This is a genomic window from Providencia sp. PROV210 (assembly GCF_028479445.1).
Lineage (GTDB): Bacteria > Pseudomonadota > Gammaproteobacteria > Enterobacterales > Enterobacteriaceae > Providencia > Providencia rustigianii.
This window is the reverse complement of the sequence record NZ_JAMPNQ010000026.1, coordinates 1-24,703: the sequence shown is the minus strand read 5'-3', so window position 1 is coordinate 24,703 and position 24,703 is coordinate 1. Positions and strand designations below refer to the sequence as shown.

Here is a 24,703-nt window from a genome sequence, read left to right as displayed (position 1 = left end):
CGAAAAATTACACAACCTTTTTTTTCAAAAAAAATACTGATTGAGGATAATTTCATCATTGTGCTTTTTTTACTATCACTATGATTATAAAAACGTCATCTTTTGTCTTATAATTCTATTTTTGTACTCTGCTCTTACTTCGCTAACTCTTAATTAAGAGCTTACCTTAATATCCATCTACGTTTTGTGGCCACACATATGAACACATTCTTAAGACCTTATTTAGATACCTACCCTACTGTAGCAGCGAATGTCTTTATTGATCCCTCTTCTGTTGTCATTGGTGACGTCCGATTAGCTGAAGATGTTAGCATCTGGCCTTTATCTGTTTTACGCGGCGATGTGAATTACATATCAATTGGAGCTCGGACTAATATCCAAGACGGTTCGATTCTCCATGTAACCCATAAATCGGCAACTAATCCTGAAGGAAATCCATTAATTATTGGAGATAATGTCACTGTTGGGCATAAAGTCATGCTGCATGGGTGCACAATTGGTAATCGTGTTCTCGTGGGAATGGGGTCTATAGTAATTGATGGAGCGATTATTGAGGATGATGTTGTCATTGGTGCAAACAGTTTGGTCACACAAGGAAAACGGCTAAAGTCAGGCTACTTATATATGGGCAGTCCTGCTAAGCCAATTAGAAAACTTACAGAGTCAGAGCTTAATCACCTACGCTATTCAGCCAATAACTATGTTGAATGGAAAAATAATTATTTATCTTCTAATAATTCATAAAAGTTATTGCCATTATCAAGACCTTGTTCAATCAAGGTCTCAAACTCTTCTTCTATATCCCAGCGATAAGTCTGAAATAGCATTAAAGACGTTTCTTTATTGCCATAGCGATTAAATAATAAAGTATCCGATATGATACATTCAGCAAGCATGCCATTAACAAGAACAGGAAATCGTACTTTATTAAGTAAAGGATCCCATTCCTCTCTATCCGGAAATTGAATCGCTTGATTCATTACTTTAGCCCCTGTTTTAATAACTTCAATACAGGCTCAATTTCAGGGGTGACCCCATGCCATAACTTAAAAGAGAAAGCAGCTTGTCCTACCAACATCCCTAAGCCATCAGCTAATCTTTTAACTTTCCGTTGCTTTGCGAATGATAAAAAAGGCGTCAAGCCTCGTTGATAAAACATGTCATAACAAGCAATCTGTTCATGAAATAATTCTGAACTTATTTGAGGAATTTCACCGTTTACCCCTGATGAGGTTGCATTGATAATCAAATCATATTCTGAAGATAAACACTCATCCATGGGTTTAGCCTTTATTTTTCCCGCTGATGAGAACAGATTAACTAACGTTTCTGCTTTAGAGAACGTTCTATTCGTTAACGTAATATCACAACCAAGTTCAAGCAGAGGCAATAAAGCCCCCCGAGTCGCACCACCCGCACCAATAATTAATACCTTACTATTGGATGATATAAACTCTAATCGTTGCAAATCTAACAATAACCCAGCTCCATCAGTGTTATCACCAAGTAAACGATTACCATCGAGCTTCATGATAGTATTTACAGCGCCACAAATTTGAGCTCTATCTGTTAATTCACTGACAAATTTAAAAGCCCTTTCTTTAAATGGCAATGTTATGTTTGCACCTTGTCCGCCCTGTTCAAAAAAATCAGATAAACACGATTCAAAATCCTCGATAGGTGCAAGAATTCGATCGTATTTAAGTTCGATTCCTATTTGTTCCGCAAACATTTGATGTATTACCGGAGACTTACTGTGTTGAATTGGGTTTCCAAAGACTGCAAACATTTTCATTGATAATTATCCTTTGCGATATAATTGCCCAGTCATAGCATCTCTAATTTCTGATGGATTCAGCCTTCCACCGACTTCGCCATCTAAAATGGGGATAGTATCTTGGAACTGTTCAACAACTTCTCCCGTAGTTCTGCACGGCTCTAAACCGCTTAGGTTAGCGCTTGTTGAAACAATCGGTTTTCCATACTGGCTACATAACTCTTTCACTAACTCATGATTAGTGACACGTACCGCTAAAGTATCAAATTTACCCGTTAACCATTTTGGTGTTGTTTTTTTTGCGGGGACCACCCACGTAACCGGACCTGGCCAAGTAGCAAACATGGTTTGTCTCTGTTGATCTGTTAATTGGCTATCATCAACATAATTCTTTAATTGTTCGTAGCTATCAGCGATCAAAATAAGTCCTTTCTCCCATGGACGTTGCTTTAATTCGAGTAATTTATTCACCGCTGTCTCGCTGTCAGGATCACAACCGAGCCCAAAAACAGCTTCAGTTGGATAAGCAATGACTTGTTGTTGCTGGAGTGCATTAATAATATTTTTAATTGCAGGTGTAGATTGATTTTGCATAGTTTTTAACTCTTTATTCTTCTTGTGGCTTACCACAACGTTTGCTGGCACACAACAATCTTACTCCTTGTCCTACCCTTTTTTCCATAAGTAGTGGGTATTCACAAAACTGACATTCCCCAACCACAGGTTTATTATTAATAATAAATTGGCAGTTAGGGTAGTTATCACAAGCATAGAAAGTTTTGCCAAAACGGGATTTTCTTTGTAATAAATTACCTGTTTGGCATTGTGGGCATGGCACCTTAGTTTCGTCAGGTTTATCAATAAGCTCAGTATGCTCACACTCAGGATAATTGCTACAACCTATAAACATGCCAAAGCGCCCCTGCTTTAATACTAAATTATGGTTACATATGGGGCAGCATTGACCTTCTAACACTTTTACAATATGACTTTCTATCACTGGTTTTAGCGGTCGAGTATAATGACATTGGGGGTATTCAGAACAAGCCAGAAATGGCCCATGAGTGCTATTGCGAATAACCAACAAAGAATCACATTCAGGACAATATTCATTTTTTTCAGTTTCAAAAGGCAATTGCTTCGACATATTTTATTTTAACTCACCTTAATTATTCAAAAACTAACTTACCCTGATATATCCACCAGCAGTGGACAAAATATCGCCACTAATTTCCAATTCTGTAAGTATTGAAATTACTCTAGAAATGGGTAACTGCAATTGGCCTGCAATTACATCCACGGGAGTCACTTGATACCCCACCATACCCAAAATTCTATTTTCTGTCAGGTTAAACTCTGAGTTAGGTGTACTTTCTATTGATAATTCTGGCTGAATCCAATTTAGTGAACATTCTAAATGCAATAAAATATCATCCGGCTCAGATAATAAATAAGCACCTTGCTGCACCAACCAATGATTTCCACTAAATGCAGGATTCCCCAGCGGGGCTGGTAGTGTGAACAAATCTCGATTTTGTTCAATAGCGTATCTTGCTGTAATTAATGAACCACTTTTCATTCCAGCCTCAATAACTACAACAGCTTTACTTAATCCACTAATAATACGATTTCGTCTAGGAAACTGCTTCGGTAGTGGAGGTGTATCAGGCAAATACTCAGAGACTAACAAGCCGTTTTCCTTAATTTCATCCGCTAAATTATAATGTTGCTTCGGGTAAACATTTGCTAACCCACTACCTAACACTGCCACTGTTTTACCGCCATGTTCTAATGCTGTTTTATGGCTTGCTCCATCAATGCCAAGTGCCAGCCCACTAGTTATAGTTAAACCATAACTTATAAATTTTTTAACAAAGTTTTTAGTCCACGTTTTGCCATATTCGGTCATTTGGCGGCTACCAACGATAGCAATTTGGCGATCTGATAATAATTCGCTATTACCTATCACAAATAATAACAATGGAGGGTTGTAAGTCTGCTTCAATAAAAAAGGATATTGGGGGGCTGAAACTGTAATCATTTGATTTTCTTTATTTTGCAACCACCGAGTCGTTATTTCTATTCTTTGCTGAGGAACATGAAAAAATTGCAATCTTTGCATTTCGTTTAAGCCACACTCTTTTAAAATTGAATGCGTCACTTTATTCCTTTGTTTTAAATACGAAATTATTTCTATTACTTTCTCTAAAGCAACCTTATTTACCAATGAAAGTCTTATCCATATTTCCTGTTCATTCATGTTGTCATCCTGACTATAAGTTAGCTCATCCCCTACGAACAAATCATCACCAATACTGTCAATATGATGGATAAATGTCTAGAATAGTCATTAATTACCTTTCAAATTTTGGAAACTACTCGAAAAATTTATGTCAGTATTAAACATATTACATTATCCAGACGAGCGTCTTCGCACGATTGCAAAACCAGTCGAAAAAGTTGATGCATCCATTCAACGTATTGTCGATGATATGTTCGAAACAATGTATGACGAAGAAGGTATCGGGCTCGCAGCAACGCAAGTGGATATCCACCAGCGAATTATTGTCATCGATGTCTCAGAATCTCGGAGTGAGCGACTTGTTCTTATCAATCCAGAACTTATTGATAAAAAAGGTGAAACTGGCATTGAAGAGGGCTGCCTATCCATCCCTGAACAACAAGGATTTGTCGCAAGAGCAGAGCAAGTGAAGGTTCGAGCCCTTAACTATAATGGTGAATTATTTGAGCTTGAAGCTGATGGTTTATTAGCCATCTGTATTCAACATGAAATGGACCATTTAGTTGGCAAACTATTTGTTGATTACTTATCTCCTTTGAAACGTCAGCGCATTCGCCAGAAAGTAGAAAAATTAGATAGACAAAGATCTAAAGAGGCTAAAAATCGCTAATTTTATGAATATAAACGGGGAAATAACGTGTCAGAATCATTAAAAATTATCTTTGCAGGTACACCAGATTTTGCAGCAAAACATTTAGCTGCCTTACTTGAAACCAAACATCAAATTGTTGGTGTACTCACTCGACATGATAAACCAGCGGGAAGAGGTAAAAAACTGACGCCAAGCCCAGTGAAAATTCTTGCTGAAGAGCACCATATACCCATATTTCAGCCTGTCACTCTAAAAGATCCCAATAATCAGCAGTGGATCAAAGAACAAAATGCAGATCTCATGATTGTCGTCGCTTATGGTTTAATCCTGCCTCAAGCAGTTTTAGATATCCCTCGCCTTGGCTGTCTAAATGTTCATGGATCTTTATTACCGCGTTGGCGTGGTGCGGCACCAATTCAACGTTCAATTTGGGCTGGAGATCATGAAACAGGTATTACTATCATGCAAATGGATGCAGGTCTTGATACTGGGGATATGCTATATAAAGCTACTTGCCCTATCACTCCTGAAGATACAAGTGCCACATTATACGAAAAACTAGCAATTACGGGACCTCAAGCTCTTATACATACAGTTAACCTGTTATCTATTGGAAAATGCACTCCAGAAAAACAAGACGATACATTGGCTAACTATGCGGAAAAGCTGTCAAAAGAAGAAGCCCGTATTGATTGGCAACAATCGGCAAAACAAATTGAACGCTGTATTCGCGCTTTCAATCCTTGGCCTATGAGTTATTTCATGATCCAAGAACAACTGATTAAAGTCTGGCAAGCCGAAGTTATTGATCAGGTGCATAACCATCTTCCTGGAACCATTATCAGTGCAGATAAAAAAGGTATCTGTGTAGCAACAGGAATGGGAATATTAAATATCACCCAATTGCAGCCTCCTGGTAAAAAAGCAATGAGCGCACAGGATATCCTCAATTCTCGCCGTGAATGGTTCATTCCAGAACAGATACTAGACTAAAATCTTAATAAAATTGCCTACCAACATAAAGTCAGGCAATTTTATTTCAGTAACTAATAGACTCTCCTTCACTTATGAAAAATAAATATAATTTACGTAGTATAGCAGCAACGGCCATTGGTCAGGTTCTCGATAAGGGACAATCATTAAGTACTGTTTTGCCTGAATTACAACGTAATATCAATGAGAAAGACAAAGCATTGCTACAAGAAATTTGCTTTGGAGTTCTACGATATTTACCAAAACTCGAATGGTTTATCAGCCAATTAATGGAAAAACCGCTTACAGGTAAACAAAGAATATTACATTACCTAATCATGGTGGGCATTTATCAACTACTATACACACGTATCCCTGCTCATGCTGCTTTAGCAGAAACCGTTGACGGTGCTGTTGCTCTGAAACGCCCACAATTGAAAGGGCTGATAAATGGTGTTTTACGTTCTTTCTTACGCCAACAAGTACAATTAGAAGAGCGTAATCATAATAATAATAGCCAATACTTACATCCAAGCTGGTTATTAAAACGCTTACAAATTGCTTACCCCGATCAATGGCAAGATATTGTGGATGCGAATAACCAGCGCCCACCAATGTGGCTAAGAGTAAACCCTCAACATAATACAACTGATCAATACTTAACCTTACTAGAACAAGCTGGGATTACTGCCCATTTACACCCAACTCATCCAAATGCTGTTCGCCTGGAAGATGCTACTTCGGTAAATAGGCTTCCAGGCTTTGATGAAGGTTGGTCGACTGTTCAAGATGTGTCAGCACAGGGTTGTGCAGAATTACTGTCTCCCGTAGATGGCGATAGTATTCTAGATTTATGTGCTGCACCTGGAGGGAAAACAACACATATATTGGAATTAGCTCCTAAAGCTCACGTTCTTGCTGTTGATATTGATGACTCTCGGCTCAAGCGCGTGAAAGAAAATTTACAACGCCTCAAGCAACAAGCGATAGTTATACAAGGGGATGGAACTAAGCCCGAAGAGTGGGCTCATGGTCAACAATTTGATCGAATCCTATTGGATGCACCATGCTCAGCGACGGGAGTAATTCGACGTCATCCCGATATTAAATGGCTAAGACGTGATTCCGATATCAATGAATTATCGCAGTTACAATTTCAAATATTAGAAGCTATATGGCCTTATTTGAAACCAGGTGGAACCCTAGTTTATGCCACATGCTCTATAATACCAGAAGAAAACAGTCTACAAATCCAACGTTTTCTTACTAAACATGTAGATGCGAGCATAACTGATGGCACCGAGTTTGGCTTGCAAATATTACCGAGTACCACTGGTGGTGATGGATTCTTCTACGCCCGATTACTCAAACAGGCACAATAGCATTTAATTGATTATCTGAGATAGGAAGATGCAATGAAGATCATTATTCTAGGTGCTGGGCAAGTGGGTGGCACCCTAGCTGAAAATTTAGTTGATGAGAACAATGATATTACCGTTGTTGACACTAATGCAGATCGCTTACGTCAACTCCAAGATCAATTTGATCTAAGAGTTGTCAATGGCCATGGCTCTCACCCTCGCGTATTACGAGACGCAGGAGCTGAAGATGCCGATATGTTAGTTGCAGTGACTAACTCAGATGAAACAAATATGGTTGCATGTCAAATTGCATATAGCCTATTTAATACCCCAAACAAAATTGCCCGAATTCGAGCCACGGAGTACATCCGTGAAGCAGATAAGCTTTTTGCTGCAGAGCAAATCCCTATTGATTATTTAATATCTCCAGAACAACTAGTTATCGAATATATCTATAAGCTTATTCAGTACCCAGGTGCTCTACAAGTTGTAAATTTTGCAGAGGGAAAAGTCAGCATTGTCGCAGTAAAAGCTTATTACGGCGGTTCATTAGTTGGAAATGCTCTTTCAAGTTTACGTGAGCACATGCCTCATATTGATACGCGAGTCGTCGCAATATTCCGTCAAGACCGGCCAATCAGACCTCAAGGTTCAACGATTATTGAAGCTGGAGATGAGGTATTTTTTGTCGCCTCAACTCAGCATATCCGCGCTGTTATGAGTGAACTTCAAAGATTAGAAAAACCTTATAAACGATTGATGATTGTCGGTGGAGGTAACGTTGGTGCCGGCTTAGCGAGGCGATTAGAAAAAGACTATAGCGTTAAGCTCATTGAGCGAAATCAGCAAAGAGCAACTGAACTAGCAGAATTACTTCACGATACTATCGTTTTCTATGGTGATGCCTCAGACCAGGAATTATTAACTGAGGAACATATTGAGCAAATGGACGTTTTTATTGCTCTTACTAATGATGATGAAGCAAATATTATGTCTGCGATGTTAGCTAAAAAAATGGGTGCAAAAAAAGCCATGGTTCTAATTCAACGTTCAGCTTACGTTGAATTAGTTCAAGGTGGCGTTATCGATATTGCAGTATCACCTCAGCAAGCAACAATATCTGCATTACTTGGTCATGTCAGAAAAGCCGATATTGTTAGTGTTTCTTCATTACGTCGAGGTGTTGCAGAAGCAATCGAGGCGATTGCTCATGGAGATGAAAATACATCTAAAGTCGTTGGTAAAAAAATTTCTGATATTAAGCTTCCTCCTGGCACAATTATTGGTGCAATTGTACGCGAAGAAGAAGTCATCATTGCCAGCGATTACAATATTATTGAGCAAGGTGATCACGTGATTATGTTCATCACTGATAAAAAGTATGTACCTGATGTTGAGAAATTATTCCAACCTAGCCCATTCTTTTTATAATCATCTAAAATTAATAGTAAAAATTTGCAGGTTAAGATTTCTAGATACTATAATTTGTTATGTAAATATACAGGTCATAAATATTTGGTCAATTATTAAGGGAAGGGGTCATACATGAGTTTTTTAAAAGAGTTCCGCGAGTTTGCCATGAAAGGCAATGTGGTAGATATGGCTGTTGGTATAATCATCGGTGCTGCATTTGGTAAAATTGTTTCATCATTAGTTGCTGATGTGATTATGCCACCACTCGGATTGCTCATTGGAGGGGTTGATTTTAAACAGTTCAGTATTGTGCTTAGAGAAGCACAAGATGGTATCCCTGCAGTTGTCATGAATTATGGTATGTTTATTCAAACTATTTTTGATTTCGTGATTGTAGCTTTTGCTATTTTTATGGCGATAAAAGTTATGAATAAGGTACGTCGTGAAAAAGAAGAGACTACTCCATCGGAGCCTGCAGCACCGTCAACAGAAGAAGTTTTATTGACTCAAATTCGTGATCTATTAAAAGAACAGAATAAAAAATAACTAAAAAACCAGTGGTAATACGTTTATTAACCCATTACCACTGGCCTCCCAGTTACTGGTTTTACAATTTTTCCCTTTTCTAATGTAGCTTCCCTTACCTTTTTTGTTTTTCTCAATACGCTGACGAAACAATGGGTCATGTAATAATGCTTCAAGTGCATTATCTTTAATTTCACCGCGCTTATGCTGATATTTACTCATATAATATTACCTTCATAATAATTACATTTAGCTAATAAATTTTTGATGCACCTTTCTCTAAAATTTCCATAATTGAACAATATGTTGATGCATGCTCATCACCACAACATGCTGAGCTCAACATTTTTAATGAGTCTCGCATTATGATCAATTCTTGAATCTTCTTTTCAACCTCAAGAAGTCTAATATCCACAATATTCTTTGATTCCTGACAGGTATGATGCTCAGGATCAACTCGAATTGATAATAATTCGGTAATAGCTTCTAAAGTAAAACCAAGCTGCTTAGCATAACGAATAAAACGTAGCCGCTGTAAATCATGCTCGGTAAACAATCGATATCCACCTTCAGTTCTTACTTTATGCCCCATCAGTCCCTGTTTTTCATAAAAACGAATGGTATCTGGGGTCACATCTGCAAGTTTAGCTATTTGACCTATCTTATACATGCTCATAAAGCTCTACCTATAAATATGGATCGAAATAGGAAATTCAAGGAAAAGAGTCAAACAGAAAGGATAGAATAGCAGGTACAAAAAAACCGGGCAATACGCCCGGTTTTCTTGAAAGCAATTACAGATTACTCTGCAGCCGCTTCTTGAGACTCAACAGCACGGTCAACAAGCTCGATGTAAGCCATCGGAGCGTTGTCGCCTGTACGGTAACCACACTTAAGAATACGAGTGTAACCACCTGCACGAGCTGCGAAACGAGGTCCCAGTTCATTAAATAGTTTTGCAACGATCTCGTTATCACGAGTACGTGCGAATGCCAGACGACGATTAGCTACGCTGTCGGTCTTGGCAAGAGTAATCAGCGGCTCAACGACGCGACGCAGTTCTTTCGCTTTAGGCAGAGTCGTCTTGATGATTTCATGACGAACTAAAGAACCTGCCATGTTACGGAACATAGCTTGGCGGTGGCTGCTGTTGCGGTTCAATTGACGACCACTCTTACGATGGCGCATGACCTTATCCTTCTCAGTAAAACCTTAACCTGTGATCCTAATCATCAGCAATACTTGCTGGTGGCCAATTTTCTAAGCGCATACCTAGAGAAAGGCCACGAGATGCCAAGACGTCCTTAATTTCAGTAAGAGACTTCTTACCGAGGTTAGGCGTTTTCAGCAACTCAACTTCTGTACGCTGTACCAGATCACCGATGTAGTGGATAGCTTCTGCTTTGAGGCAGTTAGCAGAGCGGACAGTCAATTCCAGATCGTCAACTGGGCGCAGTAAGATAGGATCGAATTCTGGTTTCTCTTCTTTAACTTCTGGCTGACGTACATCACGTAAGTCAACAAAAGCTTCAAGTTGTTCAGCCAGGATGGTAGCTGCACGGCGAATTGCCTCTTCAGGATCAATTGTACCGTTAGTTTCCATTTCAATTACTAACTTATCCAAATCCGTACGTTGCTCAACACGAGCTGCTTCAACATTGTAGGCAATACGCTCTACAGGGCTATAGCAAGCATCGACTAACAAACGACCGATTGGGCGCTCATCTTCTTCCGAATGAACTCGGGCAGAAGCCGGCACATAACCACGACCACGCTGAACTTTAATACGCATATTTACAGATGCGTTTTCGTCAGTGAGGTGGCAGATAACATGCTGTGGCTTGACGATTTCGACATCACCATCATGGATGATGTCGGCTGCAGTCACAGGGCCAATGCCAGATTTATTCAAGGTTAAAATAACTTCATCTTTCCCCTGAACTTTTACCGCCAGCCCTTTCAGGTTGAGGAGAATCTCCAGGATATCTTCCTGTACACCTTCTTTGGTGCTGTACTCATGCAGTACACCATCAATCTCAACCTCTGTCACCGCACAACCCGGCATAGACGAAAGCAGAATACGGCGCAGTGCGTTACCTAGAGTGTGGCCGAAGCCGCGCTCTAAAGGCTCAAGGGTCACCTTAGCGTGCGTCGAACTGACTTGCTCGATATCTACCAGGCGCGGTTTTAGAAACTCTGTCACAGAACCCTGCATTGTGTCCTCTCTTTGGTGCTAAGCTTTACTTGGAGTAAAGCTCGACGATCAGGTGTTCGTTAATGTCCGCAGACAAGTCAGTACGTTCAGGCATACGCTTGAACACACCTTCCATTTTAGCAGCATCAACTTCCAGCCAAGTTGGCTTCTCACGCTGTTCAGCCAGCTCTAAAGCAGCCTTGATACGAGACTGTTTTTTAGCTTTCTCACGAACGCTGATAACGTCATTCGGGGAAACCTGATAAGAAGCGATATTGACTACGCGACCATTTACCATGATAGCTTTATGGCTAACCATTTGACGTGCTTCTGCGCGAGTTGCGCCAAAGCCCATACGGTAAACGACGTTATCAAGACGACCTTCCAGCAGAGTCAGCAGGTTTTCACCTGTGTTTCCTTTCAGGCGTGTTGCTTCTTTATAATAGTTACGGAATTGACGTTCCAGAACACCGTAAATACGACGAACTTTTTGTTTTTCACGTAACTGAACACCATAGTCAGACAGACGCGGTTTACGCGCTCCGTGCTGGCCAGGTGCCTGTTCTAATTTACACTTGGTGTCAATCGCGCGAACACCAGACTTCAGGAAGAGGTCTGTTCCTTCGCGACGGCTCAGCTTGAGCTTAGGACCCAAATATCTAGCCATTTTCTTTCTCCAACAGTCCTAAAAAAAACGATACGTATTAAACGCGACGTTTTTTCGGTGGGCGACAACCGTTATGAGGGATAGGAGTCACATCAGTAATATTAGTGATGCGAAAACCAGCGGCGTTCAGAGCACGAATTGTTGATTCGCGACCCGGACCCGGTCCCTTAACCATAACTTCCAGGTTTTTGATTCCGTATTCTTTCACAGCTTCTGCGCAACGCTCTGCTGCAACCTGAGCTGCGAACGGAGTAGATTTGCGAGAACCACGGAAACCGGAACCACCGGCAGTTGCCCAACCTAATGCGTTACCCTGACGGTCAGTAATGGTAACGATTGTGTTGTTGAAAGAAGCATGGATATGAGCCACACCGTCTGAGACTTGTTTTCTTACACGCTTACGTGCACGAACTGGTGCTTTTGCCATTATTCAATACCCCGACTTATTTCTTGATCGGCTTACGCGGACCCTTGCGGGTACGAGCGTTAGTCTTAGTACGCTGTCCGCGCACAGGAAGACCACGACGATGACGTAAACCACGGTAACATCCAAGGTCCATCAGACGCTTGATGCTCAGGGTAATTTCACGACGTAAGTCACCTTCTACAACGTATTTAGCAACTTCGTCACGCAGCTTGTCGATTTGTTCTTCAGACAGCTCACTGATCTTAACATTTTCAGCAATACCAGTTGCTTCACAGATAGCCTGTGAACGAGTTTTGCCGATGCCGAAAATCGATGTTAAAGCGATTACGGTATGTTTATGATCAGGAATGTTAATGCCTGCTATACGGGCCACTATGCACTCCTAAGTTAAAATATACATTACTATGCTGAAAAGCCCGTTTTCAGGATACTCAAATAATAATGTATCTTAGATAAAAAGATTGGCTGGCTAATTTAGCCAGCTCAACCCAACTTTGCAAGAAAAAAATGCTTTTTCTTAGCCTTGACGTTGTTTATGTCTTGGCTCAACACTGCAAATCACACGAACGCTACCATGGCGACGAATAATTTTGCAGTTACGGCATAATTTCTTGACGGAAGCACGAACTTTCATTTTTACTCTCCGTAACTTCTAAGCAAATCATAATCACGAAAATGACTATTTACCTTTTAGATTTGCTTTTTTCAATGCAGACTCATACTGACTTGACATCATTAGAGTTTGCACTTGAGCCATAAAGTCCATGATAACGACAACCACGATTAAGAGGGAAGTACCACCAAAGTAAAAAGGTACTTTCATTGCGTCACGCATGAACTCCGGGATTAGGCAGATAAAGGTAATATAAAGAGCACCAACCAATGTCAGTCGGGTCATTACCTTATCGATGTACTTGGCCGTTTGCTCTCCCGGACGAATTCCTGGTACAAATGCACCGGACTTCTTCAGGTTATCCGCTGTTTCTCTTGGGTTGAAAACCAACGCAGTATAGAAGAAACAGAAGAAGATGATCGCAGATGCATAAAGCAATACATATAACGGTTGTCCAGGCTGCAGATACATAGATACTGTAGTCAGCCAGTCCCAGCCAGTTCCATCGCCAAACCAAGATGCTATTGTACCCGGGAATAGTATGATACTGGAAGCGAAAATTGCAGGAATTACACCCGCCATATTCACTTTCAACGGTAAATGTGTACTTTGTGCTGCGTAAACACGGCGACCTTGCTGACGTTTGGCATAGTTTACAACAATACGACGTTGACCACGTTCCATAAATACAACAAAGAAAGTAACCGCGAATACTAATACCGCAACCAACAGCAACAGGAGGAAGTGCAGATCGCCTTGCCGAGCTTGCTCGATGGTATGGCCAATAGCCGGCGGTAGACCCGCAACAATACCAGCGAAGATAATTATTGAAATACCGTTTCCGATACCTCTTTCAGTTATCTGCTCACCTAACCACATAAGGAACATAGTTCCTGTGACTAAGCTAACAACTGCCGTGAAGTAGAATGGGAGACCTGGATCAATAACTAATCCTTGCATCCCTGGCATATTCGGTAGACCCATTGCAATACCAATAGATTGAAATATTGCTAATACCAGAGTACCCCAGCGAGTATATTGGCTTATCTTCCGACGACCTGCTTCTCCTTCCTTCTTGATCTCTGCTAATCGTGGATTAACCACAGATAATAACTGGACAATAATCGATGCCGAAATATACGGCATGATACCCAGAGCAAAGATAGAAGCACGGCTGAGAGCACCACCAGAGAACATGTTAAACATTTCAATGATGGTACCTTGTTGCTGTTCGAGCAATTTGGCAAGCACAGTGGCATCAATACCAGGGATTGGAATAAAAGAACCAATTCGGAAAACAATTAGCGCCCCTATTACAAACAAAAGTCTGCGTTTCAGTTCGCCAGCTCCACCTTTGGCACTTTGGAAATCTAATCCTGGTTGTTTAGCCATCTGTCACTTATTCCTCAATTTTACCGCCGGCAGCTTCGATTGCAGCGCGAGCACCTTTAGTAACACGAAGACCACGTACAGTAACTGCACGATTTACTTCGCCAGAAAGAATAACTTTTGCGTATTCAATCTGGATGTCAATAACGTTCGCGGCTTTCAGTGCGTTCAGATCAATAACATCGCCTTCAACAGCAGCAAAATCAGAGAGACGAATCTCTGCAGTGATCATTGCTTTACGTGAAGTAAAACCGAATTTCGGTAAACGACGGTATAAAGGCATCTGGCCACCTTCAAAACCACGACGTACGCCACCGCCAGAACGAGATTTCTGACCCTTGTGACCACGGCCGCCGGTTTTACCGAGACCAGAACCGATACCACGACCTACGCGTTTAGGCGCGTGCTTGGCACCTTCAGCCGGAGACAGAGTATTTAAACGCATCTCTTACTCCTCAACTTTAACCATGTAGGAAACCAAGTTGACCATACCACGAACTGCAGGAGTATCCTCGCGCTCTACTGTATGACCAATGCGACGCAGACCTAAACCGACCAGTGTTGCCTTATGCTTAGGCAGACGACCGATTGAACTGCGAACTTGTGTAATTTTAATAGTCTTAGCCATGGCTGATTACCCCAGAATTTCTTCGACGGATTTTCCACGCTTAGCTGCGACCATTTCTGGAGACTTCATGCTGTCTAAAGCATCCAGTGTTGCACGAACCACGTTGATTGGGTTTGTGGAACCATAGGTTTTAGCCAGTACGTTTCGAACTCCAGCTACCTCTAAAACAGCACGCATTGCACCACCTGCAATGATACCTGTACCTTCGTGAGCAGGCTGCATAAACACACGAGAACCTGTGTGAGTACCTTTCACTGGGTGGAATAATGTGCCGTTGTTTAGAGCAACGGTTTTCATACTGCGACGGGCTTTTTCCATCGCTTTCTGGATTGCTGCCGGAACTTCGCGCGCTTTGCCGTAACCAAAACCAACGCGACCGTTACCATCACCAACTACAGTCAGTGCGGTAAAGCTGAAAATACGGCCACCTTTAACGGTTTTAGCTACGCGGTTTACCGCGATCAGCTTTTCCTGCAGTTCGCCAGCTTGTTTTTCGATGTGAGACATCTTACACCTCTACCTTAGAACTGAAGGCCAGCTTCACGGGCAGCATCTGCCAGTGCCTGGACTCTACCATGATATTGGAAACCAGAACGGTCAAAAGCAACAACAGTGATGCCTTTTTCCAGTGCACGCTCAGCAATTAATTTACCAACTGCTGCTGCTGCATCTTTGTTTCCAGTGAATTTCACTTGCTCATTGATAGCTTTTTCTGTTGTAGAAGCGGCAACCAATGTTTCAGAACCGTTAGGTGCAATAACCTGCGCATAAATATGGCGTGGAGTACGATGTACCACCAGGCGAGTCGCACCCAACTCTTGGATCTTGCGGCGTGCGCGGGTCGCACGACGGATACGAGCTGCTTTCTTATCCATAGTGTTACCTTACTTCTTCTTAGCCTCTTTAGTACGCACGATTTCATCGGCGTAACGAACACCCTTGCCTTTATAAGGCTCAGGACGACGGTAAGCACGCAATTCTGCCGCGACTTGACCAATCACTTGCTTATCCGCACCTTTCAGTACGATTTCAGTTTGTGTTGGACATTCAGCAGTAATGCCTGCTGGCAGTGCGTGTTCAACCGGATGCGAGAAACCTAAAGACAAGCTTACTGCATTGCCTTTGATTGCTGCACGGTAACCAACACCGACCAGTTGAAGCTTTTTAGTGAAGCCTTCGGTAACACCGATAACCATAGCATTCAGCAGTGAGCGAGAAGTACCCGCTTGTGCCCATGCATCTGCAAAACCTTCGCGTGGACCGAAAGTTAAGTGGCCATCTTCATGTTTAACTTCAACTGCATTATGGATAGTACGAGTAAGCTCGCCGTTTTTACCCTTGATCGAAATAACCTGACCGTTGAGTTTTACCTCTACGCCGGCAGGAATGACGACGGGTGCTTTTGCCACACGAGACATTCTTTCCTCCCGAATTAAGCTACGTAGCAGAGAATCTCGCCACCAAGACCAGCTTGGCGAGCTGCACGATCAGTCATGACACCTTTAGAGGTAGAAACAACAGCGATACCTAAGCCAGCCATAACTTGTGGCAGCTCATCTTTTTTCTTATAGATGCGCAGACTTGGGCGGCTTACACGCTGGATGCTTTCTACGACAGCCTTACCTTGGAAATAACGTAAAGTCAGTTCCAGTTCTGGCTTGATGTCGCCTTCAATTTTAAAATCTTCAATATAGCCTTCTTCCTTCAGCACTTTGGCAATCGCCACTTTCAGCTTGGAGGAAGGCATGGTGACCGCAACTTTATTCGCGGCCTGACCGTTACGGATACGGGTCAGCATATCCGCGATGGGATCTTGCATGCTCATCTGTCTTTACTCCCGTGATTCAATATGGTGACAATTACCAACTAGCCTTTTTAAGGCCCGGGATTTCACCGCGCATAGCGGCTTCACGGACTTTAATACGGCTCAGACCAAATTTCCGCAGAAAACCATGCGGACGCCCAGTTTGACGGCAGCGGTTACGCTGACGAGAAGGACTTGAATCACGTGGCAGTGTTTGCAGCTTGAGAACAGCGTCCCAGCGATCTTCATCAGATGCTTTAACATCAGAGATGATAGCTTTCAGTTCTACGCGTTTCGCGAAGAATTTCTCAGCTAATTTAGCACGCTTAACATCACGCGCTTTCATAGATTTCTTAGCCATGAGTACCCTGCCTTACTTGCGGAACGGGAAGTTGAACGCTGCTAATAGTGCGCGACCTTCGTCATCTGATTTCGCAGTAGTGGTGATAGTAATATCTAAACCACGTACACGATCCACTTTATCGTAATCGATTTCAGGGAAGATGATTTGTTCACGTACACCCATGCTGTAGTTACCACGACCATCGAAAGACTTAGCAGGCAAGCCGCGGAAGTCACGAATACGTGGAACAGCAATAGAAATCAGTCGCTCGAGGAACTCCCACATGCGTTCGCCACGCAGAGTTACTTTACAGCCGATTGGATAGCCCTGACGGATTTTGAAGCCTGCAACAGATTTGCGTGCTTTGGTGATCAGTGGTTTTTGACCAGAGATTGCTGTTAAGTCAGCTGCTGCATTATCCAGCAGTTTTTTATCAGCGATCGCTTCACCAACACCCATATTCAGGGTGATCTTCTCGACCCGAGGGACTTGCATGACAGAAGTGTAGTTAAACTCAGTCATGAGCTTATTAACTACTTCGTCTTTATAGTAATCATGCAGTTTCGCCATCGTATACTCCAAAAATTACTTGATAGTTTCACTGTTAGATTTAAAGAAACGGACTTTTTTCCCGTCTTCAAATCTAAAGCCTACACGGTCAGCCTTACCAGTTGCCGTGTTAAAGATTGCAACGTTAGAAACTTGAATAGCCGCTTCTTTTTCAACGATGCCACCTGGTTGATTCAGAGCCGGTACAGGCTTCTGATGTTTTTTAACCAGATTGATACCTTCAACAATAACTTTACTAGAAGAAATAACCTGTTTTACTTTACCGCGCTTACCTTTGTCTTTCCCAGTTAGCACGATAACTTCGTCATCACGACGGATTTTCGCTGCCATAGTTTCGCTCCTTAGAGTACTTCAGGTGCCAGAGAGATAATTTTCATAAACTTCTCGTTACGAAGTTCACGAGTTACCGGCCCAAAAATACGCGTACCGATTACTTGCTCGCTGTTATTATTTAATAACACACAAGCATTACCATCGAAGCGAATGACAGAACCGTCAGGGCGACGTACACCCTTCTTGGTGCGCACCACTACCGCTTTCAGGACATCACCCTTTTTAACTTTACCGCGTGGAATTGCTTCTTTGACAGTAATTTTAATGATGTCGCCTACATGTGCATAGCGACGGTGCGAGCCACCTAGAACCTTGATACACATTACGCGACGTGCACCGGAGTTGTCGGCCACGTTCAGCATAGTCTGTTCTTGGATCATTTTAGTGCTCCGCTAAATGTCAACTACTACTGAGCCACCTCATTATGAAGAGGCCGTTCAAATATACCCATACTACGAGGGCGCGGCATTATAACACCACATCTTCGTGTTGGACAGAAAAAAATAAACGGCCCGAACAAAAAGAGCCGTTTATTTATCACGAAAAATCTATTCTATTACAGAACAGCTTTTTCTACAACGCGAACTAAGGCCCAAGACTTAGTCTTAGACAGTGGACGAGTTTCGCGGATTTCTACCACGTCACCAATTCCACATTCATTGTTCTCGTCATGTACGTGCAATTTAGTCGTACGACGGATGAATTTACCATACAGAGGGTGTTTCACCATACGCTCGATAGCAACAACAATAGATTTCTCCATTTTGTCACTAACTACACGACCTTGCAGAGTACGGATTTTATCGTTCATTACGCACCTGCCTTCTCAGTTAGTAAAGTCTTCACACGTGCGATATCACGACGCACTTGTTTCATTAGATGAGACTGTTGCAGCTGACCACTTGCAACTTGCATACGTAAATTAAATTGTTCACGTAACAGGTTCAAAAGTTCAGCGTTCAGCTCTTCTACGCTTTTTTCGCGCAGCTCTTGTGCTTTCATTACATCACCGTCTTAGTTACAAAGGTGGTTTTGATAGGCAGTTTCGCTGCTGCCAGAGAGAATGCTTCACGAGCCAGCTCTTCAGGCACACCGTCCATTTCATACAGGACTTTACCAGGCTGAATTAAGGCAACCCAATATTCTACGTTACCTTTACCTTTACCCATACGAACTTCGAGTGGCTTTTCAGTGATTGGCTTGTCTGGGAATACTCGGATCCAGATTTTACCTTGACGCTTAACAGCACGGGTCATAGCACGACGTGCCGCTTCGATCTGACGTGCAGTCAGACGACCACGGCCAACAGCTTTAAGACCGAAAGTGCCGAAGCTAACATCCGTACCTTGCGCCAGACCACGGTTGCGGCCTTTATGCACCTTACGGAATTTTGTACGCTTTGGTTGTAACATAGCGACGCTCCTTACTTGCGGCCTTTACGCTGCTGCTTTTTAGGTTGAGCAGCTGGTTTCTCAGCTTGTTCAACCGCAGCCATACCACCCAGAATCTCACCTTTGAAGATCCATACCTTAACGCCGAGAACACCATAAGTGGTGTGCGCTTCTGAAGTGTTGTAATCGATATCAGCACGTAATGTGTGCAGTGGCACACGGCCTTCACGATACCACTCGGTACGAGCGATTTCAGCACCGCCTAAACGGCCACTGACTTCAACTTTAATACCTTTAGCGCCCAGACGCATTGCATTCTGTACAGCACGCTTCATAGCACGACGGAACATAACACGACGTTCCAGCTGAGAAGAGATGCTGTCAGCAACTAATTTTGCGTCCAGTTCTGGTTTACGAACTTCGGCGATATTGATTTGCGCAGGAACACCAGCGATATCCGCTACTGTTTTACGCAGTTTTTCAACGTCTTCACCTTTCTTACCGATAACGATACCTGGGCGAGCAGTGTGAATAGTCACACGGATGCTTTTAGCAGGACGCTCGATTACGATGCGTGAAATTGACGCTTTTGCCAATTCTTTATTCAAGTACTGGCGTACTTTAAAATCGCTGTCTAGGTTGTCAGCGAATTCATTAGTATTCGCATACCAAGTAGAGTTCCAAGGTTTGACAATACCCAGGCGAATACCATTAGGATGTACTTTCTGACCCATTGCTAGTCTCCAGAGTCTCAGCGATCGGACACAACCACAGTGATGTGGCTGGTGCGCTTAAGAATACGATCTGCACGGCCTTTCGCACGCGGCATGATGCGTTTCATAGTTGGACCTTCGTCTACGAAAATTTTCGCAACTTTCAGATCATCAATGTCAGCGCCATCGTTTTGCTCTGCGTTAGCAATTGCAGACTCAAGTACTTTCTTTACTAAACCAGCAGCTTTCTTGTTGGTGTAGGCCAGAATTTCCAGAGCTTGCGACACTTTCTTACCGCGAATCAGGTCGGCAACTAAGCGAACCTTCTGGGCAGAAGAACGAGCGTGGCGATGCATAGCTAAAGTTTCCATCTCTTCCTCCTATCCTTAACGTTTCTTAGCTTTCTTATCTGCCGCATGGCCGCGATAAGTGCGAGTCGGTGCGAATTCACCCAGTTTGTGACCAACCATTTCGTCGGTTACGAATACTGGAACATGCTGACGACCATTATGGACAGCGATGGTCAATCCGATCATATTAGGAAAGATCGTTGAACGACGGGACCAAGTCTTGAGAGGCTTCTTGTCTCCGCTTTCCACCGCTTTCTCTACCTTCTTCAGCAAGTGCAGGTCAATAAAAGGACCTTTCTTGAGAGAACGTGGCATGGCTTATCCTCTAATTATTTTTTAGAACGATGACGTACGATGAATTGATCAGTACGCTTGTTGCTACGAGTTTTCTTACCTTTGGTCTGAACGCCCCATGGTGTTACAGGGTGTTTACCAAAGTTACGGCCTTCACCACCACCATGTGGATGGTCTACTGGGTTCATCGCAGTACCGCGAACGGTAGGACGAATACCACGCCAGCGACTAGCACCAGCTTTACCGAGAACACGTAACATATGTTCAGCGTTACCGACTTCACCTAAGGTTGCACGGCAATCCGCTAAAACTTTACGCATTTCACCAGAACGCAAACGCAGGGTGACATAAGCACCATCACGAGCAACGATCTGAGCGTAAGTACCTGCTGAACGCGCTAACTGTCCACCTTTACCTGGTTTCAGTTCGATATTATGAACTGTAGAACCAACGGGGATGTTGCGCATTGGCAGTGCGTTACCTGCTTTGATTGCTGAATCAACACCAGATTGAATCTGGTCACCAGCTTTCAAGCCTTTTGGTGCAAGAATATAACGACGTTCACCGTCTTTATATAAAACCAGTGCGATGTTCGCAGAACGGTTTGGATCATATTCCAAACGCTCAACAACTGCAGGGATACCATCTTTGTTGCGTTTAAAATCAACTAAACGGTAATGCTGCTTGTGACCACCACCGATATGACGGGTAGTGATACGACCATTGTTGTTACGACCACCAGACTTGCTCATTTTTTCTAACAGTGGTGCATAAGGTTTTCCCTTATGCAGCTCTGGGTTAACCACTTTAACAACGTGGCGGCGGCCCGGAGACGTAGGTTTACATTTAACAACTGCCATTGTTCTTTACTCCTCCGACTTACTCTGCGCCGCTAACGAAGTCCAGATTCTGGCCTTCTTTCAGCGTAACGTAAGCTTTTTTCCAGTCACTACGACGACCAGAACGCTGACCGTGGCGTTTAGTTTTGCCTTTAACCAGCAAAGTGTTAACACCTTCAACTTCAACTTCAAACAGTTTCTGTACAGCAGCTTTGATTTCTGCTTTAGTCGCGTCTTTCGCAACTTTGAGAACGATGGTATTACTTTTTTCCATCGCTGTAGAAGCTTTTTCAGATACATGCGGCGCGCGCAGTACTTGTAGCAGACGTTCTTCACGGATCATGCCAGCATCTCCTCAACTTGCTTCACAGCATCAGCAGTCATAACCACTTTGTCGAAAGCAATCAGGCTAACTGGGTCAATACCAGCTGCATCACGTACGTCAACCTTGTACAGGTTACGTGCTGCTAAAAACAGATTTTCATCTAATTCAGCAGTGATGATCAGTACATCTTCCAGAGCCATATCTTTCAGTTTCTGTGCTAGCAGCTTAGTTTTAGGCGCTTCTACAGAAAACTTCTCGACAACGATCAGACGATCTTGACGTACCAATTCAGATAAAATGCTTTTTAAAGCACCACGGTACATCTTTTTATTAACTTTTTGACTGTGGTCCTGTGGTTTAGCTGCAAAGCTAACACCACCAGAGCGCCAAATTGGGCTCTTGGCTGAACCAGCACGAGCACGACCAGTACCCTTTTGACGCCATGGTTTTTTACCTGAACCAGAAACTTCAGCACGAGTTTTCTGAGCACGAGTACCTTGACGAGCACCAGCTGCATATGCAACCACTACTTGGTGAACAAGCGCTTCATTGAAATCACGCCCGAAGGTAGTTTCGGAAACAGTCAGCGCGCTTTGCGCGTCTTTCATTACCAATTCCATTCCTATCTCCTCGACGTTAAGCCTTGACAGCCGGTTTTACGATCAGGTTGCTACCAGTTGCTCCTGGAACAGCACCTTTGACCAGCAGCAGGTTGCGCTCAGCGTCAACACGTACTACATCTAAGCTTTGAACGGTTACACGCTCATTACCTAGTTGGCCTGCCATTTTCTTGCCTTTGAACACTTTGCCCGGAGTCTGGTTCTGACCGATAGAACCCGGAACACGGTGAGACAAGGAGTTACCGTGAGTAGCATCTTGAGTACGGAAATTCCAGCGCTTAACTGTGCCGGCAAAACCTTTACCTTTAGATGTACCAGTAACGTCGACTTTTTTAACGTCAGCGAAAATTTCAACGCTAATGCTTTCACCTGCTTTAAACTCAGTACCTTCTTCAGTACGGAATTCACGCAGTATACGGCCAGCTTCAACGCCAGCTTTAGCGAAATGACCTGCTTCAGGCTTAGTTACACGGTTAGCTTTTTTGCTACCAGTAGTAACCTGAATTGCATTGTAACCGTCAGTTTCTGCAGTTTTGACCTGAGTAACGCGGTTATTTTCAATTTCGATAACAGTTACGGGAATAGAAACGCCATCTTCAGTGAAGATACGAGTCATACCTACTTTCTTACCGACTAAACCAATCATTGTTTCAACCTCTCAATCGTTCGACGACCTGATTAACCCAGGCTGATCTGCACGTCAACACCGGCAGCCAGATCCAGACGCATCAGAGCATCAACGGTCTTTTCGGTTGGCTCAACGATGTCAACCAGACGCTTGTGAGTGCGAATTTCGTACTGATCACGCGCATCTTTATTAACGTGCGGAGAAATCAGAACGGTAAAACGCTCTTTACGTGTCGGTAGCGGGATAGGACCACGAACTTGCGCACCAGTGCGCTTAGCAGTCTCTACGATTTCCGCAGTTGATTGATCGATTAAACGATGATCAAAAGCTTTAAGGCGGATACGGATTCTTTGGTTCTGCATGAGACCAGAGCTCCAACTATTTTATAAACGTAAATGACTACTCCTCACACCCATTTCGATTGATGGGGGAGTGTAATCGTTCTTGATGTAACTCCCATATCGGAAGTATTGTCTAAATGAGCAACAAATCGTTAACTCAATACTGAGCTTTCAGTCCTAAAGTCTAGGGCCTACTCATCAGTAAGCCCGCGTATTATACGTATTTTATTATGAAACGCAAGTAATCGGAGAAAATATGTGCGAATTTTCTGATGGTCATCCGTAGATAGAAAAAAGGCTCATCTCTGAGCCTTTTTCCATTTATATGAATATCTGAATATCTGAATATCTGAATATCTGATGACAATTATTCTTCAGTGACTTGAGCTTGGAGATAATTTTGTATACCTAAACGTTTTATTAGTTCCACTTGTGTTTCAATCCAATCTATATGATTTTCTTCATCAGCAAGTATATCTATCATTAAATCACGACTAACATAATCATGAATAGAATCGGCATAGCTAATGGCCTCTTTTAAATTTTTAGCGCCATCAAGTTCAAGTTTTAAATCTGAAGCAAGCATCTCTTCCACATCTTCACCAATATTTAACTTTCCTAGATCTTGAAGATTTGGAATACCTTCAAGAAAAAGGATTCGCTCAATGTATTTATCTGCATGTTTCATTTCATCGATGGATTCGTGATATTCCATCTCATTCAATTTAGTTAGACCCCAATTTTTAAACATACGAGCGTGTAAAAAGTATTGGTTGATTGCAACTAGCTCATTGCCCAATAATTTATTTAAATGGGCTATCATTTTTTTATCGCCTTTCATTTTTATTCTCCATCGCTTCCAGTTCTTTAAGTGTAGTACTGAAATCGATGATTTGAATATTATTTACACAGCAACCGTAGTAAATGCAATTTGATTTAGTTGAAACAGATAATCGGATAGCTCTATGCTACGTGTTCAACACAGAGTTCATTGAGGTGGGTTAATTCTTCTTGTAGAATTTCACAAGTTTGTCGAAGACATTTTCCACATTCTCGACCAACAGGTAAAATTTGGCGCAAACCTTTTAGAGAGGTGACTTGATTTTTTCTCACCGTATTTCTAATTTGTTTATCAGTGATCGCTTCACAAAGGCATACATACATGATCATTTACCTGCATAAATAACATACAGCAAGTTTAAATGAAAATGATTGGCATTTCAATTAGCATTATTAATAAGACTTCTATTCTAAAAAATATAAGTAAAAATAAAAATCAAATACTCAAAAAC

General features: G+C 42.4%; 43 protein-coding genes. 6 read left to right on the top strand and 37 right to left on the bottom strand.

Annotated features, from left to right (window positions below):
- The first annotated feature begins 198 nt into the window (after positions 1–198).
- On the top strand, positions 199–744 hold the full coding sequence (locus tag PR761_RS17045) for a gamma carbonic anhydrase family protein (protein WP_006816307.1): 546 nt from the start codon (positions 199–201) through the stop codon (positions 742–744).
- Here the strand turns inward: PR761_RS17045 and PR761_RS17040 are convergent.
- The 5 genes from PR761_RS17040 to dprA are packed head-to-tail and all read right to left on the bottom strand — an operon-like array spanning position 720 to position 4,037.
- Entirely contained in the window at positions 720–980 is a 261-nt protein-coding gene (locus PR761_RS17040) for a DUF1488 domain-containing protein (protein WP_006816308.1), read from the bottom strand. The genes PR761_RS17045 and PR761_RS17040 overlap by 25 nt on opposite strands.
- Entirely contained in the window at positions 980–1,795 is an 816-nt protein-coding gene (gene aroE, locus PR761_RS17035; protein ID WP_006816309.1) for a shikimate dehydrogenase, read from the bottom strand. Before aroE ends, PR761_RS17040 begins: the two co-directional genes overlap by 1 nt.
- Positions 1,796–1,801: 6 nt before the next feature.
- Positions 1,802–2,371: an L-threonylcarbamoyladenylate synthase type 1 TsaC gene (gene tsaC, locus PR761_RS17030; RefSeq protein ID WP_039855936.1), complete on the bottom strand. Its 570-nt coding sequence runs from the start codon at positions 2,369–2,371 to the stop codon at positions 1,802–1,804.
- A gap of 13 nt (positions 2,372–2,384) precedes the next feature.
- Positions 2,385–2,924, bottom strand: a complete 540-nt coding sequence (locus tag PR761_RS17025) for a topoisomerase DNA-binding C4 zinc finger domain-containing protein (protein ID WP_006816311.1) — start codon at positions 2,922–2,924, stop codon at positions 2,385–2,387.
- 33 nt (positions 2,925–2,957) lie between these two features.
- Complete coding sequence (gene dprA, locus PR761_RS17020) at positions 2,958–4,037, bottom strand: DNA-processing protein DprA (RefSeq protein WP_039855938.1); 1,080 nt, start codon at positions 4,035–4,037, stop codon at positions 2,958–2,960.
- Between the two features lie 130 nt (positions 4,038–4,167).
- Here dprA and def point away from each other — a divergent pair, with 130 nt between their 5' ends.
- From def to mscL, 5 genes are all read left to right on the top strand, one after another.
- Positions 4,168–4,689 (top strand): peptide deformylase, encoded by a 522-nt coding sequence (gene def / locus PR761_RS17015; RefSeq protein ID WP_006816313.1) that lies wholly within the window; start codon positions 4,168–4,170, stop codon positions 4,687–4,689.
- Positions 4,690–4,716: 27 nt separating this feature from the next.
- Positions 4,717–5,664: a methionyl-tRNA formyltransferase gene (gene fmt / locus PR761_RS17010; RefSeq protein WP_115164784.1), complete on the top strand. Its 948-nt coding sequence runs from the start codon at positions 4,717–4,719 to the stop codon at positions 5,662–5,664.
- Positions 5,665–5,738: 74 nt separating this feature from the next.
- A complete protein-coding gene (gene rsmB, locus PR761_RS17005) occupies positions 5,739–7,025 on the top strand; it encodes a 16S rRNA (cytosine(967)-C(5))-methyltransferase RsmB (protein WP_115164785.1) in 1,287 nt (428 codons plus the stop codon).
- Between the two features lie 33 nt (positions 7,026–7,058).
- Positions 7,059–8,435 carry a Trk system potassium transporter TrkA gene (gene trkA, locus PR761_RS17000; protein ID WP_006816316.1) on the top strand — a complete coding sequence of 459 codons (1,377 nt, stop codon included), beginning with the start codon at positions 7,059–7,061 and terminating at the stop codon, positions 8,433–8,435.
- A gap of 114 nt (positions 8,436–8,549) precedes the next feature.
- Positions 8,550–8,963 carry a large-conductance mechanosensitive channel protein MscL gene (gene mscL / locus PR761_RS16995; RefSeq protein WP_006816317.1) on the top strand — a complete coding sequence of 138 codons (414 nt, stop codon included), beginning with the start codon at positions 8,550–8,552 and terminating at the stop codon, positions 8,961–8,963.
- On the opposite strand, the gene PR761_RS16990 is transcribed toward mscL, so the two are convergent.
- From PR761_RS16990 to bfd, 32 genes are all read right to left on the bottom strand, one after another.
- Complete coding sequence (locus PR761_RS16990; RefSeq protein WP_006816318.1) at positions 8,964–9,164, bottom strand: alternative ribosome-rescue factor A; 201 nt, start codon at positions 9,162–9,164, stop codon at positions 8,964–8,966. It lies immediately after the preceding gene.
- Between the two features lie 31 nt (positions 9,165–9,195).
- Entirely contained in the window at positions 9,196–9,612 is a 417-nt protein-coding gene (gene zntR, locus PR761_RS16985) for a Zn(2+)-responsive transcriptional regulator (RefSeq protein WP_039855953.1), read from the bottom strand.
- 131 nt (positions 9,613–9,743) lie between these two features.
- Positions 9,744–10,130 carry a 50S ribosomal protein L17 gene (rplQ, locus tag PR761_RS16980; RefSeq protein ID WP_004907152.1) on the bottom strand — a complete coding sequence of 129 codons (387 nt, stop codon included), beginning with the start codon at positions 10,128–10,130 and terminating at the stop codon, positions 9,744–9,746.
- A gap of 37 nt (positions 10,131–10,167) precedes the next feature.
- Positions 10,168–11,157 carry a DNA-directed RNA polymerase subunit alpha gene (locus PR761_RS16975; protein WP_006816321.1) on the bottom strand — a complete coding sequence of 330 codons (990 nt, stop codon included), beginning with the start codon at positions 11,155–11,157 and terminating at the stop codon, positions 10,168–10,170.
- 25 nt (positions 11,158–11,182) lie between these two features.
- Positions 11,183–11,803, bottom strand: a complete 621-nt coding sequence (rpsD, locus tag PR761_RS16970) for a 30S ribosomal protein S4 (RefSeq protein WP_006816322.1) — start codon at positions 11,801–11,803, stop codon at positions 11,183–11,185.
- Positions 11,804–11,840: 37 nt separating this feature from the next.
- On the bottom strand, positions 11,841–12,230 hold the full coding sequence (rpsK, locus tag PR761_RS16965; RefSeq protein ID WP_004388621.1) for a 30S ribosomal protein S11: 390 nt from the start codon (positions 12,228–12,230) through the stop codon (positions 11,841–11,843).
- Between the two features lie 16 nt (positions 12,231–12,246).
- The gene (gene rpsM, locus PR761_RS16960) at positions 12,247–12,603 is read right to left on the bottom strand and encodes a 30S ribosomal protein S13 (protein ID WP_004907144.1); all 357 of its coding nucleotides are present in this window, start codon (positions 12,601–12,603) and stop codon (positions 12,247–12,249) included.
- 144 nt (positions 12,604–12,747) lie between these two features.
- Positions 12,748–12,864, bottom strand: coding sequence for a 50S ribosomal protein L36 (gene rpmJ, locus PR761_RS16955; RefSeq protein ID WP_006816323.1), 117 nt, complete (start codon positions 12,862–12,864; stop codon positions 12,748–12,750).
- Positions 12,865–12,909: 45 nt separating this feature from the next.
- Complete coding sequence (gene secY, locus PR761_RS16950) at positions 12,910–14,235, bottom strand: preprotein translocase subunit SecY (protein WP_006816324.1); 1,326 nt, start codon at positions 14,233–14,235, stop codon at positions 12,910–12,912.
- A 7-nt stretch (positions 14,236–14,242) separates the two neighbouring features.
- Positions 14,243–14,677 (bottom strand): 50S ribosomal protein L15, encoded by a 435-nt coding sequence (gene rplO, locus PR761_RS16945; protein WP_006816325.1) that lies wholly within the window; start codon positions 14,675–14,677, stop codon positions 14,243–14,245.
- A 3-nt stretch (positions 14,678–14,680) separates the two neighbouring features.
- The gene (gene rpmD, locus PR761_RS16940) at positions 14,681–14,860 is read right to left on the bottom strand and encodes a 50S ribosomal protein L30 (protein ID WP_004265475.1); all 180 of its coding nucleotides are present in this window, start codon (positions 14,858–14,860) and stop codon (positions 14,681–14,683) included.
- Positions 14,861–14,866: 6 nt separating this feature from the next.
- On the bottom strand, positions 14,867–15,367 hold the full coding sequence (gene rpsE, locus PR761_RS16935) for a 30S ribosomal protein S5 (protein WP_006657022.1): 501 nt from the start codon (positions 15,365–15,367) through the stop codon (positions 14,867–14,869).
- 14 nt (positions 15,368–15,381) lie between these two features.
- Positions 15,382–15,735, bottom strand: coding sequence for a 50S ribosomal protein L18 (rplR, locus tag PR761_RS16930; protein ID WP_006816326.1), 354 nt, complete (start codon positions 15,733–15,735; stop codon positions 15,382–15,384).
- 9 nt (positions 15,736–15,744) lie between these two features.
- The gene (gene rplF, locus PR761_RS16925) at positions 15,745–16,278 is read right to left on the bottom strand and encodes a 50S ribosomal protein L6 (protein WP_006816327.1); all 534 of its coding nucleotides are present in this window, start codon (positions 16,276–16,278) and stop codon (positions 15,745–15,747) included.
- A 14-nt stretch (positions 16,279–16,292) separates the two neighbouring features.
- Positions 16,293–16,685: a 30S ribosomal protein S8 gene (rpsH, locus tag PR761_RS16920; RefSeq protein WP_004907134.1), complete on the bottom strand. Its 393-nt coding sequence runs from the start codon at positions 16,683–16,685 to the stop codon at positions 16,293–16,295.
- Positions 16,686–16,719: 34 nt separating this feature from the next.
- Positions 16,720–17,025 (bottom strand): 30S ribosomal protein S14, encoded by a 306-nt coding sequence (gene rpsN, locus PR761_RS16915; protein WP_004265458.1) that lies wholly within the window; start codon positions 17,023–17,025, stop codon positions 16,720–16,722.
- A 12-nt stretch (positions 17,026–17,037) separates the two neighbouring features.
- Positions 17,038–17,577, bottom strand: a complete 540-nt coding sequence (rplE, locus tag PR761_RS16910; RefSeq protein WP_006816328.1) for a 50S ribosomal protein L5 — start codon at positions 17,575–17,577, stop codon at positions 17,038–17,040.
- Positions 17,578–17,592: 15 nt separating this feature from the next.
- Entirely contained in the window at positions 17,593–17,907 is a 315-nt protein-coding gene (gene rplX / locus PR761_RS16905) for a 50S ribosomal protein L24 (RefSeq protein ID WP_006816330.1), read from the bottom strand.
- Between the two features lie 11 nt (positions 17,908–17,918).
- Positions 17,919–18,290 (bottom strand): 50S ribosomal protein L14, encoded by a 372-nt coding sequence (gene rplN, locus PR761_RS16900; RefSeq protein WP_004265449.1) that lies wholly within the window; start codon positions 18,288–18,290, stop codon positions 17,919–17,921.
- Positions 18,291–18,466: 176 nt separating this feature from the next.
- Positions 18,467–18,721, bottom strand: a complete 255-nt coding sequence (gene rpsQ, locus PR761_RS16895; protein ID WP_006657018.1) for a 30S ribosomal protein S17 — start codon at positions 18,719–18,721, stop codon at positions 18,467–18,469.
- On the bottom strand, positions 18,721–18,912 hold the full coding sequence (rpmC, locus tag PR761_RS16890) for a 50S ribosomal protein L29 (RefSeq protein WP_006816331.1): 192 nt from the start codon (positions 18,910–18,912) through the stop codon (positions 18,721–18,723). The genes rpsQ and rpmC overlap by 1 nt, the downstream gene beginning before the upstream one ends.
- Positions 18,912–19,322 carry a 50S ribosomal protein L16 gene (gene rplP / locus PR761_RS16885; protein ID WP_004926449.1) on the bottom strand — a complete coding sequence of 137 codons (411 nt, stop codon included), beginning with the start codon at positions 19,320–19,322 and terminating at the stop codon, positions 18,912–18,914. The genes rpmC and rplP overlap by 1 nt, the downstream gene beginning before the upstream one ends.
- A gap of 11 nt (positions 19,323–19,333) precedes the next feature.
- A complete protein-coding gene (rpsC, locus tag PR761_RS16880) occupies positions 19,334–20,035 on the bottom strand; it encodes a 30S ribosomal protein S3 (RefSeq protein ID WP_004907131.1) in 702 nt (233 codons plus the stop codon).
- Positions 20,036–20,052: 17 nt separating this feature from the next.
- Complete coding sequence (rplV, locus tag PR761_RS16875; protein ID WP_006816332.1) at positions 20,053–20,385, bottom strand: 50S ribosomal protein L22; 333 nt, start codon at positions 20,383–20,385, stop codon at positions 20,053–20,055.
- A gap of 15 nt (positions 20,386–20,400) precedes the next feature.
- Positions 20,401–20,679: a 30S ribosomal protein S19 gene (rpsS, locus tag PR761_RS16870; RefSeq protein ID WP_004265426.1), complete on the bottom strand. Its 279-nt coding sequence runs from the start codon at positions 20,677–20,679 to the stop codon at positions 20,401–20,403.
- 14 nt (positions 20,680–20,693) lie between these two features.
- Positions 20,694–21,518, bottom strand: coding sequence for a 50S ribosomal protein L2 (rplB, locus tag PR761_RS16865; protein WP_006816333.1), 825 nt, complete (start codon positions 21,516–21,518; stop codon positions 20,694–20,696).
- Positions 21,519–21,537: 19 nt separating this feature from the next.
- Entirely contained in the window at positions 21,538–21,840 is a 303-nt protein-coding gene (gene rplW / locus PR761_RS16860) for a 50S ribosomal protein L23 (protein WP_006657015.1), read from the bottom strand.
- Entirely contained in the window at positions 21,837–22,442 is a 606-nt protein-coding gene (gene rplD / locus PR761_RS16855) for a 50S ribosomal protein L4 (RefSeq protein WP_006816334.1), read from the bottom strand. Before rplD ends, rplW begins: the two co-directional genes overlap by 4 nt.
- Positions 22,443–22,458: 16 nt before the next feature.
- Positions 22,459–23,088 (bottom strand): 50S ribosomal protein L3, encoded by a 630-nt coding sequence (gene rplC, locus PR761_RS16850; RefSeq protein ID WP_006816335.1) that lies wholly within the window; start codon positions 23,086–23,088, stop codon positions 22,459–22,461.
- A 32-nt stretch (positions 23,089–23,120) separates the two neighbouring features.
- Positions 23,121–23,432 carry a 30S ribosomal protein S10 gene (gene rpsJ, locus PR761_RS16845; RefSeq protein WP_001181005.1) on the bottom strand — a complete coding sequence of 104 codons (312 nt, stop codon included), beginning with the start codon at positions 23,430–23,432 and terminating at the stop codon, positions 23,121–23,123.
- A 346-nt stretch (positions 23,433–23,778) separates the two neighbouring features.
- The gene (gene bfr / locus PR761_RS16840; RefSeq protein ID WP_006816336.1) at positions 23,779–24,252 is read right to left on the bottom strand and encodes a bacterioferritin; all 474 of its coding nucleotides are present in this window, start codon (positions 24,250–24,252) and stop codon (positions 23,779–23,781) included.
- Between the two features lie 122 nt (positions 24,253–24,374).
- On the bottom strand, positions 24,375–24,575 hold the full coding sequence (gene bfd, locus PR761_RS16835; RefSeq protein WP_006816337.1) for a bacterioferritin-associated ferredoxin: 201 nt from the start codon (positions 24,573–24,575) through the stop codon (positions 24,375–24,377).
- Positions 24,576–24,703: the final 128 nt, after the last annotated feature.